The sequence below is a fragment of the Enterobacter cloacae complex sp. 402C9 genome (assembly GCF_050030745.1).
GTDB classification, from domain to species: Bacteria; Pseudomonadota; Gammaproteobacteria; order Enterobacterales; family Enterobacteriaceae; genus Enterobacter; species Enterobacter intestinihominis.
In genome coordinates, this window is sequence record NZ_JBLGUW010000001.1 from 3,535,878 (window position 1) to 3,553,077 (window position 17,200).

General features: G+C 51.5%; 14 protein-coding genes. 8 read left to right on the forward strand and 6 right to left on the reverse strand.

Translation table 11 applies throughout. The features are described from left to right. Window positions 1-58 precede the first annotated feature (58 nt). Complete coding sequence (locus ACQG1K_RS16825) at window positions 59-1,933, forward strand: hypothetical protein (RefSeq protein ID WP_426720780.1); 1,875 nt, start codon at window positions 59-61, stop codon at window positions 1,931-1,933. A 259-nt stretch (window positions 1,934-2,192) separates the two neighbouring features. On the opposite strand, the gene ACQG1K_RS16830 is transcribed toward ACQG1K_RS16825, so the two are convergent. Beyond that, a complete protein-coding gene (locus ACQG1K_RS16830; RefSeq protein WP_205921622.1) occupies window positions 2,193-3,476 on the reverse strand; it encodes a hypothetical protein in 1,284 nt (427 codons plus the stop codon). A 699-nt stretch (window positions 3,477-4,175) separates the two neighbouring features. On the opposite strand from ACQG1K_RS16830, the gene ACQG1K_RS16835 reads away from it, so the two are divergent. Then, window positions 4,176-4,475 (forward strand): contact-dependent growth inhibition system immunity protein, encoded by a 300-nt coding sequence (locus ACQG1K_RS16835; RefSeq protein WP_058646207.1) that lies wholly within the window; start codon window positions 4,176-4,178, stop codon window positions 4,473-4,475. Window positions 4,476-4,806: 331 nt separating this feature from the next. On the opposite strand, the gene ACQG1K_RS16840 is transcribed toward ACQG1K_RS16835, so the two are convergent. From ACQG1K_RS16840 to ACQG1K_RS16860, 5 genes are all read right to left on the reverse strand, one after another. Then, window positions 4,807-6,123 (reverse strand): amidase family protein, encoded by a 1,317-nt coding sequence (locus ACQG1K_RS16840; protein ID WP_426720779.1) that lies wholly within the window; start codon window positions 6,121-6,123, stop codon window positions 4,807-4,809. Between the two features lie 54 nt (window positions 6,124-6,177). Continuing rightward, on the reverse strand, window positions 6,178-7,473 hold the full coding sequence (gene hisD / locus ACQG1K_RS16845) for a histidinol dehydrogenase (RefSeq protein WP_063853154.1): 1,296 nt from the start codon (window positions 7,471-7,473) through the stop codon (window positions 6,178-6,180). Next, window positions 7,474-8,616 (reverse strand): ester cyclase, encoded by a 1,143-nt coding sequence (locus ACQG1K_RS16850; RefSeq protein ID WP_367075927.1) that lies wholly within the window; start codon window positions 8,614-8,616, stop codon window positions 7,474-7,476. It lies immediately after the preceding gene. Window positions 8,617-8,722: 106 nt separating this feature from the next. Beyond that, complete coding sequence (locus ACQG1K_RS16855) at window positions 8,723-9,694, reverse strand: nuclear transport factor 2 family protein (protein ID WP_022649093.1); 972 nt, start codon at window positions 9,692-9,694, stop codon at window positions 8,723-8,725. After that, window positions 9,691-10,761, reverse strand: a complete 1,071-nt coding sequence (locus tag ACQG1K_RS16860) for a LacI family DNA-binding transcriptional regulator (RefSeq protein WP_367075929.1) — start codon at window positions 10,759-10,761, stop codon at window positions 9,691-9,693. The genes ACQG1K_RS16855 and ACQG1K_RS16860 overlap by 4 nt, the downstream gene beginning before the upstream one ends. A gap of 308 nt (window positions 10,762-11,069) precedes the next feature. Here ACQG1K_RS16860 and ACQG1K_RS16865 point away from each other — a divergent pair, with 308 nt between their 5' ends. The 6 genes from ACQG1K_RS16865 to ACQG1K_RS16890 all read left to right on the forward strand — a co-directional run bounded on the left by ACQG1K_RS16865 (window position 11,070) and on the right by ACQG1K_RS16890 (window position 17,189). Further along, window positions 11,070-12,308 (forward strand): MFS transporter, encoded by a 1,239-nt coding sequence (locus ACQG1K_RS16865; protein WP_022649095.1) that lies wholly within the window; start codon window positions 11,070-11,072, stop codon window positions 12,306-12,308. Window positions 12,309-12,383: 75 nt separating this feature from the next. Continuing rightward, a complete protein-coding gene (gene hisD, locus ACQG1K_RS16870) occupies window positions 12,384-13,706 on the forward strand; it encodes a histidinol dehydrogenase (RefSeq protein WP_320684359.1) in 1,323 nt (440 codons plus the stop codon). Between the two features lie 3 nt (window positions 13,707-13,709). Next, complete coding sequence (locus tag ACQG1K_RS16875) at window positions 13,710-14,474, forward strand: SDR family NAD(P)-dependent oxidoreductase (protein WP_367075931.1); 765 nt, start codon at window positions 13,710-13,712, stop codon at window positions 14,472-14,474. An 8-nt stretch (window positions 14,475-14,482) separates the two neighbouring features. Continuing rightward, a complete protein-coding gene (locus tag ACQG1K_RS16880; RefSeq protein ID WP_155025204.1) occupies window positions 14,483-15,226 on the forward strand; it encodes an alpha/beta fold hydrolase in 744 nt (247 codons plus the stop codon). Beyond that, window positions 15,208-15,999 (forward strand): HpcH/HpaI aldolase family protein, encoded by a 792-nt coding sequence (locus ACQG1K_RS16885; RefSeq protein WP_367075935.1) that lies wholly within the window; start codon window positions 15,208-15,210, stop codon window positions 15,997-15,999. The genes ACQG1K_RS16880 and ACQG1K_RS16885 overlap by 19 nt, the downstream gene beginning before the upstream one ends. 11 nt (window positions 16,000-16,010) lie before the next feature. Further along, complete coding sequence (locus ACQG1K_RS16890) at window positions 16,011-17,189, forward strand: hypothetical protein (RefSeq protein ID WP_022649100.1); 1,179 nt, start codon at window positions 16,011-16,013, stop codon at window positions 17,187-17,189. Window positions 17,190-17,200 lie beyond the last annotated feature (11 nt).

A 17,200-nucleotide genomic window follows, 5' to 3' on the forward strand; every position in this document is an offset into this window, starting at 1 on the left:
CCATTTCACCACACTTGAGTTTAAAATACCAAGATTCATCTAAAACCAGGATTGTGTCATGAAAATTTCATATTTAAAATCATCTCCGTCAATGATTGAAGTTTTAAAAAATAACTATGAAGCATTTATAATTCAAAACTATAAATTCAATCACTTAGGTTTATTTCATGACGAAGACAGTATTTATGCTGTAATACAGAATTACAAAGAATCTAATACTACGTTAGATGAAATACAAGAACTTTACAACTACAGATTTAAAACCGCAGGTGTTCCGGGACCAACGTTTACAGAAGAAGTAAAAGACAACTATATAAAAATAGAACTTAGAAATACATATGAAAAAGTAAGTTTATTTGGCCAACCATTTAACGCATTCGAATTTAGTAGTAACATAAGCATAGCCATACCATCTAAATTTCACCCTTTTCATGTTGACATGAAGTGGTCCGACAACAGTTTTACATTTACCTTCAATAAAGAACTTACTCCTAATGATATTGATGAAATCATTTTAATATGTGAAAGCTTAGGTTTTTATGGTTATAAATACAATATTAAAACAGACCATGAACTACCTGATTATAATCATCAAAAAAAGGAAAGTAATACACAAGGAAATCTTACATTAGTTGCGAGTCAATACCTTAGGAATAATCAACCTAAAGAAATCCTGGAGAAATATGAAGAGGATCAAGACTTTTGGACAGAAAAAAGAGCCAATATTTTTTCAGATGTCACTATAACCAGGGATGAATGTCTTATTGATTCATTCAGAAAGAGTCAAAACAGATGCTTTGTCGATGCCAGTGTATTTCCACGAAATAACATAAGAGAATATATATCACTGTATGACACTGTAATAATTGCAATTCCATTAGCAGATTCACCCAATAGTCAGAGTTTTTATGACATTTTTAAAATAAGCAAGATTGAGCTATTAGAGTTAGTTCGACGTGGACGTATAAAATTCGTCGCATTCCAAAATCTCCAGCGGTATGATTCAAATTTTTTGGCGGATGTTCTGTCTGTTGATCCAGAATGTGTATTATTTTCAAGAAGATTAGCCGCCGCGACATTATTAGCAATTAGAGAAAAAACAGGATTATTTGGATTCGCATTTGATAGCAGCACTCAATATAACTTATTGAAAGAATGCTACAATTCAAAAGTCGATACACTTAAAATATTAGCAGAGTCGTTATCGGAAAATATAGCATTTTTTGAGTATGGCATAAATCAAAGAGGTGCATTGGGTATTAGTCAATTTTGTGGGGCAAGCTTTGCAGCCCAAATATATAAATCACGCGGTCGCGATTATGGTATTGAGCTAATGACAAGCGCAATGTCACTTGAGTTCTCACTAGGGCTAGGGGCACATCACTTTCCCTTTGAGCACACAGGTTATTCTGAGGTAAATGCCTGTAAAATCCTTAATGGCATATATAATGGAGTTCAGCAATCACAAAATGAACTTCGAGAAATGGAGATACAGACTTTACTATCAAATATTTTTACTATTAATAACGACATGAATGTTCTCGAGTTAGATGACATCTTAAGCAAATACAGTCGACGTATGATCCCACAAATATTACAAGAGTATGCCCATCTGACACCTGAAGAATTAAGCTTTAAGATATACTCTCTAAATAAAGATATTAAAGCAATTGAAAAGAGGAAGCAAAACTTGTCTATTTTAGACTTGTCAGGTTTTGCCCCAGTAGTTGCAGGGGCAGTAATGGAGTATAAGGGACTATCGGGAGCGGGTTATATTGCGTTGCTGCCATGGATTTTCAAATTATTAAAAGTCACCACCAATAATTCAAAGATATTCAGCAATGAAATATTTAGTAATTTAGAAGCTTTAACTTTAAATACTCCAAGAAACACAATGTTGGTACATAAAATAAGACAAGACATGCCTAAATAGTACGTTTTAATTCGATGCATTATACTATTTGCACATCAACCAAGCCCATACGAATGTATGGGCCATAACGATGCTTTCACAGGTATGGCCATTTATTTGGCCAATTTTAAACCCGATCGTTTAATCTTTTTTTCTAGTATAGCAACCATTTCTCTTAACTTTTTTATAATTTCAATAATCGCCCTACATTGCATCCATCACGAATAAAATGAATTGAGAATGAGTTCATTGAAAAAATCTCATCAATTCATAATGTAATTTAGTGATCTTTTGAAGAATAACCCTCGATCTCTATAACAACTTCTAAAGTATACCCACCATTCTGGCTTGCAAAATCCTCTTTGGTAATAGACACATAGCGATTATCTTTCTTTATCATAACTGGGATCTTACTAAATAGCTCATTAATATTAAAGTCATCATCCCCTAATGCTTTTGATATTAATTCTTCCGCAAGCAATGAAATGGTATTTTTTGAACAATTTGATATGGGTGAATTATTTATATTAGCTCTTAACTTGAGTTTCTTAGCAGCATATTCATCTCCATATAAATAATATGCAACATTATCACGAAATAAACCATCATTACCAATCTCAATCATATGACTACATGATATCCAAGTATCAAAACTGAAATGATAATCATTGGTGTCAACTCCTTTTCCAACAAGAAAATCTTTGGCTAAGAATGGTGACCACCCATATTTATTATCTACTTCGGGTGGATTAGATTCGATTTTTTTCCGTAACTTTACGTCTTTTAAACTTGCCTTAATTCCTTCTTTCGTCTTAATTTCATTAATATGTATGTTTCTTACCCAGCGATTAAGAGCATCAAGATCTGTTCTAAAGAAGCAAATCGCTAATTTTTTTGCATAATTAAACAGAGCCTCATCGTCAAAATATATTTTTAATCCTGATAACTTAGTTTCATAAGCTTGATAAAGGTAAAGCATATAAATAAATGGCATAAACGAAAATGATAATAAAACTGGAGTCAGAAGTTCAGTAAGATTAGCCCAAGAAAACGTTACCGAAGGCGACATAATTGAAACAAAAAATGAATGGGCAAAATAAAATATAACGAAAACGCCTAGCACTACCTTTATCGTCGCTCCGATTTTTTCTGTTTCTTTTTTCGTATTAGCTACGACAGCCAGCAACCCTAAAAAAAGCATAATAGGGTATATTATAAACTCTATAGCAAAGGAAAAACTTTGTAGTTCAAGAATAAATGTAAGTAGAGCACTTAATCCAATCGTTTCTTTGATTTGTGATTTAAAATAATACTTACTGCTCTTTATTTTATGTGTTTCAAAGATTGTTACGAAAGCATATGTAATTACCCATACCAAAGTGGTCTTAAGATTATCTGTACTCCAAACACCAATTTCATAAAAAAGCACAATACAAATAGACGTCCAAACAACCGCAAATCCTAATACTGTCAAAATTTGTTTATGGAAAAATGTTTTGATAAGTTGATAAAAAGAATATCTAATATCCTTTTTACACCAAAGCAGAGCAATGATTATTAACATCCATATAACAAAAGCATACTCTCTACTATTAATGTCCATTTAGTCACCATTACTCAGTTAAATTCATTTCAAAGTTACATTTTATCAAGCCTTTATCATTTTAAACTGAATTACGGTAGGCGTACCAACTTTGTATAAGATAGAATACAACAAGCTTCATGCTTCTTTTTTAGATAGTTTGTTGTTCGTGCCTATCGTACACTTTGTGACTGTTCGTTTTGCATCTATTCCAAGCATCAATCAATACAATAAATTTCAGCACCATTAAGATAACCATAAAAATCAACAAGATACAAAAAAACCTTCTATATCAACATCATCGCCACCCTTTTTGCGCCTTCCCTTCCCCGCAAAAAATAAAAATCTCCAACAAACTCAACCACCTCCCCCACCAATTACAAGGACGCCAGCCCACCAAATAAAACAAGGGGTTACGTGAAAACGTAACCCCTTTTTTTGCCCATGTCCACATTACGTCCACTCGGCAAAACTTTGGCCAGCGCTAACTTCAGTAACCCCAGTTTTACATTTTTGCATCCAGTGCCCATATGCCGCTTGCCACGCCTCTTGTTCATCGGCAAAAGATGTTCTGCAATAGGCAACTACTCAATGCCTTTTGAACCAAACTCCGAGTACAGGGATGACCAGCTCTGTCGCTATATCCTTACAGCATTCCCGACCCCATAGGACAGGTGGATTATGCAAAATTTCTATCATATTGATCAGCTGATTCAGGGTTATTTCAATCAGGATCATGACCTCATAAATGAGGGAGAGGATACTATTGAGGGCACTATTGAACGCTATAAAAAAACAGCCCCAGATTGGATGTTAAAAGAGTTAGCCGAAGAGGTCGATTGTTTCCTTGCGCTTTACGGAGACAGGCTGGATGAGCAATTCAAAAGCCGGTATGGATTTGATTTCTCACCTGAGTTGTGGGATTCAACCCCATTCGATTTCCTGATGACTGTACGCAGACTTGCCCTTTCTTCGAAGTAGCTACAGGCAGACCCGTAACGGCTTAACCGACCTCAGACCAGCAACAGCCGGTCTTTTTCTTTCTAATATAACTTAAGGGTGAACAGTTAAATCCAAAAAAGCTTTTTCTTGATGTGATCCATTCAAAAAACAGGTTTGCTTAACCACAGGAAACACTGCAACAAATCGCCATTGGCATACCCGTGAAAGTAGAATTTATAAATTATCAACAAAAAACAGCCTATTAATGAATTTATTCAGACTCCACCAGCCCAATAATCCTCCATCGGTGATTACCAGAGTCATCCGATGAAGTGCTGAAAGCCCGCACGGCGCAAGCTCTGCGGGCTTTTTATATCTGTCCCTTCTCGCCCAGCGCCCCCTCACACGCCAGCGCCAGCACCATCAGCGCCGTCTCATTCTCCTGCACCGATAACATCTCCATCCCCACCGGCAGACCGATACGACTTACGCCGCACGGCAACGTTATAGCTGGCAGGCCGCTGATGGCGGCCAGTTCCGGCGCGCAGCCTGGCGGCATCTTCGCCATACTTTCTGGTAATCGTTGTGCGGTGGGATACACAAATCCGTCGATGCGCTGCACCTCCGCCACCTGGCAAAGGTTCTGCCGCAACAGGCGCTGAAAGCGACGCCCCGCCAGCCAGAGCGGAGTTTTCAGCGTGCTACTCGCCAGCATCTGACGTAGAAACGGCGCAAACTCTGGCAGGTAAGCGCCGGAGTCCACAATGCTTGTCAGTCCGGAGGGAGCGCCAGGCTGTTTGCTAAGCCAGTCGTCAATCGCCACGCGAAATTCATACAGGCTCAGGCATGTCGCCTGACTTACGTCGTCCAGCAAAGGTAATGATACCTCCACCAGCGTTGCTCCGGCACGACGCAACGAGTGCAGCGCCGACTGCCAGACCTCCAGCTGTACCTCATCCTCTCCCTGTAACGCGGTTACCACACCAAAGCGAACGCCTTTCAGCGAACGCACAGGAAGCGCAACCGGTGGCAAACCATGGATCACCGCATGCAGCAAGGCGGCATCTTCAACGCTATGTACCATTGGCCCAACGGTATCTTTGCTGGGCGAGAGCGGCGCCACGCCATCCAGCTGTGAACGGCGAAAAGCAGGCCGTAGCCCCACCAGCCCGGTATAGCTACAGGGAATGCGGATAGAGCCGCCGGTATCGGTACCCAATGCGCCATCCGCCATCCCCGCCGCCACCGCCGCGGCGCATCCTCCGCTGGAACCTCCGGCGGTGAGTGACGGGCGAAGCGGGTTTGCCACATCGCCCCCCAGCGAGCTTCGCGAGCGCACGTCAAAAGCAAACTCGGACATATTCGCTCTGGCGAGGATAATCGCTCCTGCCCTGCGCAACCGCTGTATAACAAGCGCATCCGACGTCGCGTTAAGTGAGGCCAGCGCCCGGCAGCCAAGAGTAATGGGCATCGGTGCGCAGGCAATATTATCTTTGACGATCAACGGCACGCCGTGCAGGGGGCCGATCGGCTCCCCGCGTCGACGCTGCTGCTGATGCTGTTCCGCCTGAGACATGGCGTCAGGGTTAACCCCGAGGATCGCGTTGAGCGCCCGGTGCTGCTGAATGACGTCGAGACGGTGGGCAATTTCCTCCGGGCAGTCGTCTGGCGGTATCAGGCGCTTCATAGTCTCAGGCTCCCTCGTGATGAAAACCGGGCAGAAGGCTGCCCGGGATACGTTTTAGTCCCGCATGCCGGTAGTAATGGCATCAATGTCCTGCGGACGCAGACGAATTTCCGCCGCCCGTCGGTGCCCCTGCATCCCCTCGGTACGGCTCTGGCGGATCGCCGGTTCTGCGATTGCCGGGATACCCTGCTCGTCAATCCACTGATGGGTACAGATTTTGACGTACGCCCCAACCCACAGACCGCCGGTATAGCGTGCCGCCGCCATCGTCGGTAACGTGTGGTTGGTGCCGCAGCATTTATCAGAGAACACCACGCTGGCGTTCTGACCAATAAACAGCGAGCCATAGTTGCGGATCTTCGCCGCCGTCGCGTGCGGATCGCGGGTATGCACCTGCAAATGCTCCGTCGCCATATGGTCAGCAAACGCAATCAGCTGCGCTTCATCTTCGCAGAGCACAATCTCACCCTGCCGGCGCCACGCCTCCCCCGCCGTGGCGGCCGTTGGCAGGCTGGCAAGCTGACGCTCAACCTCCGCCAGGGTACGCTCAGCGATATCCCGGCTGGTTGTCGCCAGCCCGACGCGGGTATGAATATCGTGTTCTGCCTGCGCCAGCATATCGGCGGCCAGAATGCGCGGATCGGCGCTGTCGTCAGCGATAGTGAAAATCTCGCTCGGCCCGGCGAGGGCATCAATGCCGACTCGACCAAACACCTGGCGTTTCGCTTCGTTAACGAAGGCGTTGCCTGGCCCAACGATTTTGTCCACCGATGGAATGCTCTCCGTTCCCCAGGCCATGGCCGCAATGGCCTGCGCGCCACCTACCCTGAAAATGCGGTGCGCGCCCGCCAGATGGCAAACCGCGATCATCGCAGGATGCGCTCCCGGCGGCAGACAGGCGATGATCTGTTCGCAGCCCGCCACCGTCGCAGGGACAATTGACATCACCGGCGCAGAGAGGATCGGGTAACGCCCACCCGGCACGTAGCAGCCCACCGTCTGCACCGGGATGATCCGGTGACCGAGATGTACGCCAGGCAGCGTCTCAACTTCCAGCGGCTGCATGGTCGCCAGCTGCGCCTGCGCAAAACGACGCACCTGATTAATCGCAAACTCGCTGTCGCGGCGCGTCTGGGCATCCATCCCCTCCAGTGCTTCGGCGATCTCCTGCTCGCTCACCTCAAAGTGCGTCGGCACGACGTTATCAAACTGCTGCGAAAAGGCTCTTAGCGCCGTATCGCCTTCGGTTTTCACGCGCTCGATAATGGCGCTGACCTTCTCCGTCAGGGAACGATCGGCCTGCGCATCCTGCCCCTGCGGGCGCTTAATCCAGCTCACCTGATTTAACATTTACGCGTTCTCCATCTGGCCGAGTTTGATTTGCGCCAGCAGCGCCAGGTGGTCATACACGACCCATTCATCAACAATTTTGCCGTTGACGATGTGGTAGTGCGACATGCCCATCACGAACAGTCGTTCTCCGGTCGGCTTGCCCAGTTCGCCGTAACCCAGGTGATGCCCTTCGATGATCCAGCGAATCGCCACTTTGACGCCGCCTTCATCGCACGGGTTGGAACAGATATGCTGCGGCAGCCACGCGCCGTCAGGGATCATCCCCACCAGCGCCAGCGTCTGATGGGTTACCGCCGCGGTGCCGTACAGCTCTTTCATCAGCGGGCCATGCCACTGCACGTTAGGGGCGTAAACCTCTTTGATTTTGCCGAACATCCGACGATTGTAGATCTCGTGCAGCCAGCGTAGACACTGCTCTTCCGTATCGGTGTGTGCAATGGATACATCGCACTCCATCTCCGGCGGATATTGTCCCAGCATGCGGCCATTTTCGCCGATGTCCATCACGCGGAAGCCTTTATCAAACTGCTCCTTTGCCATATTAAATGCGATTTGATCGGTATTCAGGCCAAGCTGTTTCATTAACGACATGTTGTCGCTGACTACCCACTCCCGGTAAATTTTATTCTCGTGGATCATGCAATCTGCCACGGTACGGGTAACGAAGGTGCGGTTGGTCGGCTTGCCTAAATGGCTGTGCTGGGTATGCCGCCCGCTTCCCGTCACCAGGTGAGAGGTATAAAAACCGTCAACATCATTTCCGTTCCAGATAACCTGGGTTGCCATGCCGCGCCGCTCCGGGAAGGCAATTAAGCGTTGCAGCGTATCCTGTACCACCTGCTCACGGTTATAGAGTGTCCCCAGCGCGTTATACAGCACGCAGTTATGGGTATAGTGAGAATAAATTAAGCCGACATCGCGCTCGTCCCATATTTTATGGGTGCAGCGAACTATATAATCGACAATATCGGTATAGCAGTCATCAAAGCCGCGTAATGATTGCACGCGCGGTCTTTTTTCCGGTACCAGATCGACAAAATCACGACGTTCCACCTGTAATACAGGTTCCTCTTTCAGCGATTTCACGCTGCTTTTTTCGGGTACGGCTGGTGCTTTATTTGTTGCTTCGGTGGAAGACATATAAACTCCTGCTCTGTTTTCAGACAATAAGAACCCGCACCCGTAAGTGAGGGTGAATTAAACTCGATTATTTTCGGCAGCCAGAATAAGGGGGCTGCCGCCCCTGTTAATTCACTATTTGCGACCAGATCGCTAATTCATCGATCCCCAGATATTCACGGAAAATTAAACCATCACGTAATTCAAGCTGGCTGATACCGGTAATTGATATGGGTTTACGGGTTGGCGCACCAAATTTGCCGTAACCGTCATGCCAGGTTAATAACGACCAGCGCAGGGAAAGCCGAATCGGCTCGTTAGGATCTTTACGCACAATCAGATGATGGAGCTGCGTTTCGCTGTCGGCAAATGAAGCGCGGTAGCCAGAAAGCTGTGCGCCAATTTCCTGCTCACCGGTGCAGAGGCAATGACCCGGCGCGTAAAGCGTCGCCGCCGGGTGATAGAGACCGGGCACCACGCCACTGTTACCGCCCGCCCACATGGTTAAGTAGCGCTCAACGACGCCTGCCAGTGCCCCTTCTACGTCGTCGCCCTCGGGCCCGCCCGCCCAGCGGGCATCCAGCGTCTCGGCAGAGACCGCCTCCACGCCAAGCTGCTGGCGCATGGTCGCCAGGTTAAAGGCAAATTCGCGGATATCCAGCCCCAGTTGCGCCACAATCGCAGCACGATCCTGAAGCAGCCACTCCTGGCGTACGGCCCCATCAACACAGATGCGATCGGCCCAGGTGCGGACCCAGACATTTTTCCCGGTCGGCGGGCCAAAAAATCCCTCCCCCTGATGCTGAATGCGGGCTACGGTACGCTGAGCCGCATAGTACTCGTCCCCCGGGTTCTGGCTGCACAGAATATCCTCCGTCAGCACCGCTCGCTGCGGGAAGCTGTGCATCGCCTCAAGCGTCAGGCGCATAAACTGGGAAAGCTCATGCAGCTGTTTTTCGGGGGTAGTGAAAACCACCGGCGTGGCGTAAAAATCCGCCAGCTGGCCGATATCTTTCTGCTCCCACACCACGTGCGTCAGCGTCAAAATGAACTGCTGGATAGAGTCGAATTGAGGGCTGAAGCCCCGCAATCTGGTCATGTGGGCTCCTTAGACTGGAATAGCGTTAAACCATTGGTTTCGATAACGCCGCTGCGTGGGCGACGCGCCGAGTGGCGTATCACCAGCGTACCGGGCACCGTAATCTGTTCAGGCTCTATGGTTCCGCTGTCAATTTGCTTCATTAACAGTTCCACCGTGGCATCTACCATCGCGCCGACCGGCTGCGACGCCGAGGTCAACGCATAAGAGGGCCAGCCGGAAGGGCCGATGTCGTCATACCCGACAATGGAGACCTCCTCCGGAATGCGCAAACCAAACTCATAGCGCGCCACATCCATTACCGTGACGGCCATATGATCGTTGGCGACAAAGACCGCATCCGGCGCTGGCGACGCCGAAAACAGGGTATAAGCCGCCCGGGTGGTTTGCTGAGCGTCGTAATTCCCGTGCACCACCCGCACATCGGTGATGCCATGTTCTTCCAGCGTGGAGATGAACCCGTGCTGGCGGGCGATATTGACCGGGGAATCCGCCACGCCGCCCACGTAGGCAAAACGCTTGTGCTCCCCCGCCAGCAGAAACTCGGCAATCTGCCGCGCGGCCGCTTCGTTATTACTGTTGACGCTGGAGGCCATGCCACTCTCTTCGCTGCGGTTAAACAGCACTACCGGGATCCCGGCGGCAAGACACTCCTCGGACAACTCCAGCGACAGCGTCACCGAGGCCAGCACAATGCCATCCACCCGGTACTGCATAATCTGGTCAAAAATACGGTCAACGTTACCTTCCCGGTCGCCAACGAACAGCAGCAGGTGATAGTTCAGCGTATCCAGCTTTTGTGCAAGCGCCTCCAGCACCTGCGAGTAAAAGGGATTATCAAAGTAAGAAATGACGACACCGATAATGCGCGAACGCGCCGTGTTGAGCGAACGGGCGATCGCATTCGGGCGATAGCCCAACTCGCGCGCCGCCTTCAGCACTTTTTCACGCGTTGCCGGTGAAATGCTGGCCCCCGGCGTGAACGTTCGCGACACCGCAGATTGCGATACCCCCGCCAGTTGAGCGACCTGTTGGGATGTGACTGCTGCAAAAGTCTTACGTTTCATTACCCCTGATTCCTTATCAACGTCCTGCCCATTTGCGCGTGCTTCAAACGCCTCAGCAAGTGGGTGTTTTTTATACTTACACCACCTTTGCATGCGTATGCAACACAAAAAATTAAAATTCTCACAACAAGATCGAGATCACTTTACAAACATGAAACCTTTTCGTAACTTCAAATCTTGAATACGTATGCAAAGAGTTTTCATACCGTCAATGGTACCGGAGAGAACAGGAGTCGCCCAAAGGATTGAACCGGTAAACGTCGTCCCTGACTGGTTATAACCCATTAATTCTTAAGAGGTTCAAAACCATGTTTCAAGCACTGTTACGCCGTCGGGAAGCCCGGCTCTTTTTCATCATCAGCATCCTATTCTTTATCTGCATCCATAGCATTGATGCATTCCTGGCCCCCATGATGATCAACCAGGGCATTGAGCCACAGATCATGGGCATCATCATGGGCGCATCCGGGCTGGCAACCCTTCTGATACGCTTCCCGTTAGGCATTATTTCCGACGTGGTTAAAAGCCGCAGGATCTTCATCCAGATTGGCCTGCTGCTGCCAATTATCGCCTGGCCAATTGCCTGGCTTGAACCCAATGCCATTACGCTGTATCTGGCGAAAGCGGCAGACGGCGTCACGGCGGCGACATGGGTGCTGTACAACATCCTGTTCATGCGTTACTTCGGTCGCAACGAAGCCCCTGCCGCCGTCGCGCTGCTGGCGCTGGCAGGGCCCATCGGCGTGTTTCTCGGCAACTGTATTGGCGCGGTGCTGATTCACTATTTTGCCAATAACATCGCCTTTTTTGTCTCCTGCATCTCCGCCCTGGTGGCGCTGATCCTGACGACCCGCATTCAGGACGTGCACGACCCGGTGCAGGCCCCCACGCTTAAAGCCTGCATCACCGGCGCGCGCCAGCAGCTGGCCGACCGTTCCGTCTGGCTGATTGGCATCCTGGCGACCGTCGTCATTCTGGTGCCCTTCGCCACCCGGGACACGCTGACGCCCGTCTACGCCGAACAGCTCGGCGCCCGGGCGGGGATCCTCGCGGTGCTCGGAAACATCCACCTTCTGTTTTACGGGCTGGCCATCGCCCTGTGCAGCTCGGTGTTTTATCAGCGCCTTGGGCTGGTAAAAACCGCCGTGCTCGGCATCGTTTTACAGGTGATCTCCACCTTCGGCATTCCCTTTACCAGCAATATGTACGTCATTTACCTGTGGCAGGCGCTGGCAGGTTTTTCGTTCGGTATGGCCTTTGCCGCATTTATGTCGCTCAGCGTAGTGAATACCTCGTCTGATGAACAATCCACGCGAATGGGACTATTCCAGACCATTTATTCCTGCGGCATGTTTGTCGGGCCGGTAATGATGGGCGTAATGATGCAACATATTAACCTGTCGTCCGGTTATATATTGATTGCCGCCCTTTCCGTTGTGGCCGCTATTGCCACGCCGCTGTCCGCTCGATGGGTATATGCCCGTAAAACACAAACCTCAGCCCAATTATTAAAAAACGGTGCGTACGCCGCCGCGCCGGATCAATAACCCACTTAGAAGTAAACACCCTTTCCCGGTCTGCCGGGAGGACAACTGACATCTAAAAAAGGTAAGGAGAAGCGTGTGTCCTGGAAATTAAAAACCGGTAAATCTACCGAAGAGCGCCAGCAAGCCAACCAGCAAATAAGAGAAACGGTTGAGCAAATACTTGCAGATATTGAAAAACGTGGAAATAAAGCCATTCGCGAATTATCCATTAAATTCGATCGTTATGACCGTCAGGATTATCGTCTGACCCCCGCGGAGATCGACCGCTGCATAAAACAGTTAAGCCGCCAGGATATTCAGGATATTGAATTCGCCCAACAGCAGGTGGCGAATTTTGCCCGCGCGCAGAAAGAATGCCTGCGGGATCTGGAAATTGAAACGCGTCCCGGCGTTATTCTCGGGCATAAAAATATTCCGATTAACGCCGTGGGATGTTACGTGCCTGGCGGAAAATATCCCCTGCTCGCCTCCGCGCACATGTCGATTATCACCGCCAGCGTGGCGGGGTGCTCAAGAATTATCAGCTGTGCCCCGCCGTTTAACGGTCAGCCCGCCCCGGCGATTGTCGCGGCGCAAAAAATGGCTGGCGCAACGGAAATCTATGCCCTTGGCGGCATTCAGGCGATAGGCGCCATGGCGCTGGGCACGGACTCGCTGGCACCGGTCGACATGCTGGTCGGCCCCGGTAACGCCTTCGTCGCGGAGGCCAAACGCCAGCTCTTCGGCCGGGTAGGTATCGATCTGTTTGCCGGTCCGACGGAAACGCTGGTGATTGCCGATGACACCGTTGACGCGGAAATGTGCGCCACGGATCTGCTGGGCCAGGCCGAACACGGCGTCACCACCCCTGCCATCCTGCTGACGAACTCGCTCCAGCTTGCCAAAGAGACGCTCAGCGAAGTGGAACGGCTGCTGAAAAAGCTCCCTACCGCCGACATTGCCCGCCAGTCCTGGCAGGACTACGGGGAAATCATCGTCTGCGACAGCTACGAAGAGATGCTGCTGGAGGCAGATCGTATCGCTTCCGAACATGTTCAGGTGATGACCGACCGGGACGACTGGTTCCTGGCTAACCTGACCAATTACGGCGCGCTGTTCCTTGGGCCGCGTACTAACGTGGCCTACGGCGATAAGGTGATCGGAACCAACCACACCCTGCCGACGCAAAAAGCCGCACGCTATACCGGCGGCCTGTGGGTGGGCAAGTTCATGAAAACCTGCACCTTCCAGAAAGTCCTCAGCGACGAAGCCACCGCCGAAATCGGCAGCTATTGTTCGCGTCTGTCGCTGCTGGAAGGGTTCGCCGGACATGCCGAGCAGGCCAATATTCGCGTGCGCCGTTATGGCCAGACGGAGGTTCCCTACGCCACACCGGCCCCGGTCAGGGAAAAGGTGTAAGCCATGACGCTTTTGCAAACGCCCTCTTTCACCCTGCACGGCAAACGCGCGCTGGTGACCGGCGGGTCAAGAGGGATTGGCTTCGCTGCCGCCGTCGCCCTCGCACAGGCGGGCGCAGAGGTATGGATCGCCGCCCGGGGCCACGAGGCGCTGGCGCATGCCGCAAGTCTGGCAGCGGAACACAGGCTCGCATTTCACCCGCTTGAGCTGGATATTACCGACGCTCAGGAGGTGGAGCATGTGCTGGCGACATTGCCCGCTCCCGACATTCTGGTGAACAGTGCCGGGCTGGCCCGCCACCAGCCGTTTCTTGAGGTGAACGAGGACAATTTCGATGCGGTGATGGCGCTTAACCTGCGCGCCACCTTTTTTGTCAGCCAGCGCGTGGCGCGCAGAATGCGGGCGGGCGGTAAGGGAGGGTCGATTATTCACATCTCATCGCAAATGGGACACGTTGGTGGCCCCGAGCGTAGCGTGTACTGTGCCTCCAAATTCGCGCTTGAAGGGTTAACCCGAACGATGGCGCTGGAGCTGGGCGATGCGGGGATCCGCGTTAATACGCTGTGCCCGACCTTCATTGAAACCGACCTGACGCGCCCGGCGCTTGCCGATCCGGCGTTCCGCCACTACGTGCTGGACAACATCAAGCTGCGCCGGTTAGGCAAGCTGGAGGACATTATGGGCCCGGTAGTGTTTCTCGCCTCAGATGCCGCCGGGCTGATCACCGGCAGTGCCCTGATGGTTGACGGCGGCTGGACCGCTACGTGAGGGATGCAATGGAATATCCGCTTCTGGACAATACCGATCTGCCACTGGTGCTGCTTGGTGGCACGCTCTGTAACGCCCGGCTCTGGCAGCCCGTTATTGAACGGCTGAATGTCGCAGCGGTGTCCTGTATTACGCTGACGGGTGCGGAGTCCGCGCCGCAGGCGTCACGGCGGTTATTAGAGGTTCTGCCGCCGCGCTTTCTGCTGGCAGGGTTTTCTCTCGGTGCCATAGTCGCGCTGCAAATGGCCGCCGACGCGCCAGAAAGAGTGAACGGGCTGACGCTGATTTCCGTTAATCCGTTGCCCGTTGCGCCAGACACCCTCGCTTCACGCCGGGAAGCGGTACGCACCGCACAGGCGCGGGGCCTGGCCGACTGGCTGGTCTCCTCGCTGTGGCAGAGCTATGTCGCCCCGTCACGTCTGTCCGATCGGATCCTGCAAGAGACTATTTGCCGAATGGCGCAAGAGTGCGGCATTGAGACCTTTGCCGGGCAAACGGAAATGGCCATTCACCGACAGGACAACCGGACTGCGTTTAACGCCCTCTCCTGCCCCACATTACTTCTAAACGGCGCGCAGGACGTTATCTGCACGCCCCATCATCATCAGCTACTGGCCGCAGGCAACGCGAACGTGACCAGACATACGGTGGAGGCTGGCGGGCATTTTATTCCGCTGGAAAACCCGGATGAGATCGCGCCGCTGCTGCGTCAGTGGATAACGGAGTGCATACAGTGCGCAAAAACAGTTTAAAGACCGCATTTCTGGAAAATACTCCCATCATAAACGGCTGGCTGGCGATCCCGTCCGGTTATAGCGCGGAAATTATGGGCCATCAGGGTTACGACGCCGTCACCGTCGATTTGCAGCACGGCATGATTGATTTTGCCAGCGCGCTGTCAATGCTACAGGCGCTATCGGCCACGCCTGCCGTGCCGCTGGTGCGGGTGGCAGATAACGATCCGGCGCAAATCATGCGCGTATTAGACGCAGGAGCCTACGGCGTAATCTGCCCGATGATCTCCAGCGCGGAACAGGCTCGCCGTTTTGTCGCTGCCTGTCGCTATCCACCGCTGGGTGTTCGCTCCTTTGGTCCGGCCAGAGGTCTACTTTACGGCGGCAGTGATTATCCACAGCACGCTAACAACGAGATCCTGACGCTGGCGATGATTGAAACCCGCGAAGGGCTGGCTGATCTTGACGCCATCCTTGATACCGAAGGGCTGGACGGTGTGTTTATTGGCCCCAACGATCTCTCACTGACGCTGACCGGCAGCGCCAGCGCCGAATCGCAACATCCCGAAATGCTTGCTGCTATTGAGCGGGTGATTCACTGCTGCCGCCAGCAGCAGAAGATTGCCGGAATTTTCTGCACTTCCGGCGCGGCCGCCGCAGCGCGCATTGATCAGGGTTTTCAGTTTGTTACCCCTGCAAACGACGTCATGCAACTGGGTCGCGCCTCGCGTGAAACCATTGCCCTCGCCCGCGGCAACGCTATCCCTACCACCGGTGCATCCGGTTATTAAAAGGAGAAATAATGAAAACCATCCATCTTACCCAGAGTCAGGCTCGAACACGGTTAATCGCCCCCGAGGACATGATTTCCTGTAATCTTGCTTTTATTGATTGCAAGCTACCCGGCTCGCATCTCAAACAAAACTATTCCTTCATCGGCCCGGGTGTAACCCAGTCCAGCGAGCAGGTCGTCAATATTCCCGAGCCGCACGGCTTTAACATTGGCGCGGCGGCTATGCCGAAAGGGGTGACGAATAATCTGCATCTGCATTTCACCGCCGAGGTGTTCCTGATCCATGAAGGAACATGGCGTTTTCGCTGGGGTGCCAACGGCGAGCATGAAGCTGAATTTAGCGCACCCACTATCCTTTCAATACCGACCTGGATCTTCCGCGGTTTCACCAACGTCAGTAAAGAAGAGACCAGCGGTATGGTGTTTACGGTGCTCGGCGGGGACAACACGGGCGGCATCATCTGGCATCCTTCCGTGCTGGCGGCAGCCAGCGAATACGGAATGTATTTGAGTAAAGACAACATGCTCATCACACAGGAAACCGGCGACCCGCGGCCTGACCCCGCCGCGCTGCTGACGCCGCTGTCAGAGGAATATATTGCCGGGCTGCGTGACTACAGCGTTGAGGAGATGCGCCAGCGTGCGGTAACCGGCGATGACCGCTGCTGGTCAGCCCAGGGACTGCTGGATTCGGTGCTGCCAGGACACGGCGGCGAAATTGCGCCGGTTATCGGTTTCGGCATTTCACAGGATCGGGATTCCGCTCCCGCTATCGTGAGCCCGCACGGTTTTTCCGTCGAATGGCTGCGTCTCGCCGAGGATCACGTTGTGGGCCGCCATCTCTGCCCGGATATTCAGGTCATTATGGTCTTTAAAGGCCAGCTGGAGGTCACCTGGAACGAGGCGGGCGAAGAAGTGAGCGTTATCGCTCCGGAACGTTCGGTGATCTCTGTTCCGGCAAACAGCTGGCGTCGCTACCGCGCGGTTGACGGCAAAACGGAGTTTATTCTGACGACCCGCGGCGATCAGCGTAAGCGCCTCTACTGGGATGAAGCGATCCTGCAACAGGCGAGAGAACACAATCGCTGTCTCGATCCCGATGGCTACGTAGCCGATGCCGACATCCTGCCTGCCACGGCCCGTCGGGCCGGTGCGATACTGGAGACATGCAACAGCAACAAAACCTGAATTATCCGTTG

Bases quoted from the DNA above. Each gene is read 5' to 3' on its own strand.
- ACQG1K_RS16825 (WP_426720780.1), top strand. From the start codon at position 59: ATGAAAATTTCATATTTAAAATCATCTCCGTCAATGATTGAAGTTTTA.
- ACQG1K_RS16830 (WP_205921622.1), bottom strand. From the start codon at position 3,476: ATGTTAATAATCATTGCTCTGCTTTGGTGTAAAAAGGATATTAGATAT.
- ACQG1K_RS16835 (WP_058646207.1), top strand. From the start codon at position 4,176: ATGCAAAATTTCTATCATATTGATCAGCTGATTCAGGGTTATTTCAAT.
- ACQG1K_RS16840 (WP_426720779.1), bottom strand. From the start codon at position 6,123: ATGAAGCGCCTGATACCGCCAGACGACTGCCCGGAGGAAATTGCCCAC.
- hisD (WP_063853154.1), bottom strand. From the start codon at position 7,473: ATGTTAAATCAGGTGAGCTGGATTAAGCGCCCGCAGGGGCAGGATGCG.
- ACQG1K_RS16850 (WP_367075927.1), bottom strand. From the start codon at position 8,616: ATGTCTTCCACCGAAGCAACAAATAAAGCACCAGCCGTACCCGAAAAA.
- ACQG1K_RS16855 (WP_022649093.1), bottom strand. From the start codon at position 9,694: ATGACCAGATTGCGGGGCTTCAGCCCTCAATTCGACTCTATCCAGCAG.
- ACQG1K_RS16860 (WP_367075929.1), bottom strand. From the start codon at position 10,761: ATGAAACGTAAGACTTTTGCAGCAGTCACATCCCAACAGGTCGCTCAA.
- ACQG1K_RS16865 (WP_022649095.1), top strand. From the start codon at position 11,070: ATGTTTCAAGCACTGTTACGCCGTCGGGAAGCCCGGCTCTTTTTCATC.
- ACQG1K_RS16875 (WP_367075931.1), top strand. From the start codon at position 13,710: ATGACGCTTTTGCAAACGCCCTCTTTCACCCTGCACGGCAAACGCGCG.
- ACQG1K_RS16880 (WP_155025204.1), top strand. From the start codon at position 14,483: ATGGAATATCCGCTTCTGGACAATACCGATCTGCCACTGGTGCTGCTT.
- ACQG1K_RS16890 (WP_022649100.1), top strand. From the start codon at position 16,011: ATGAAAACCATCCATCTTACCCAGAGTCAGGCTCGAACACGGTTAATC.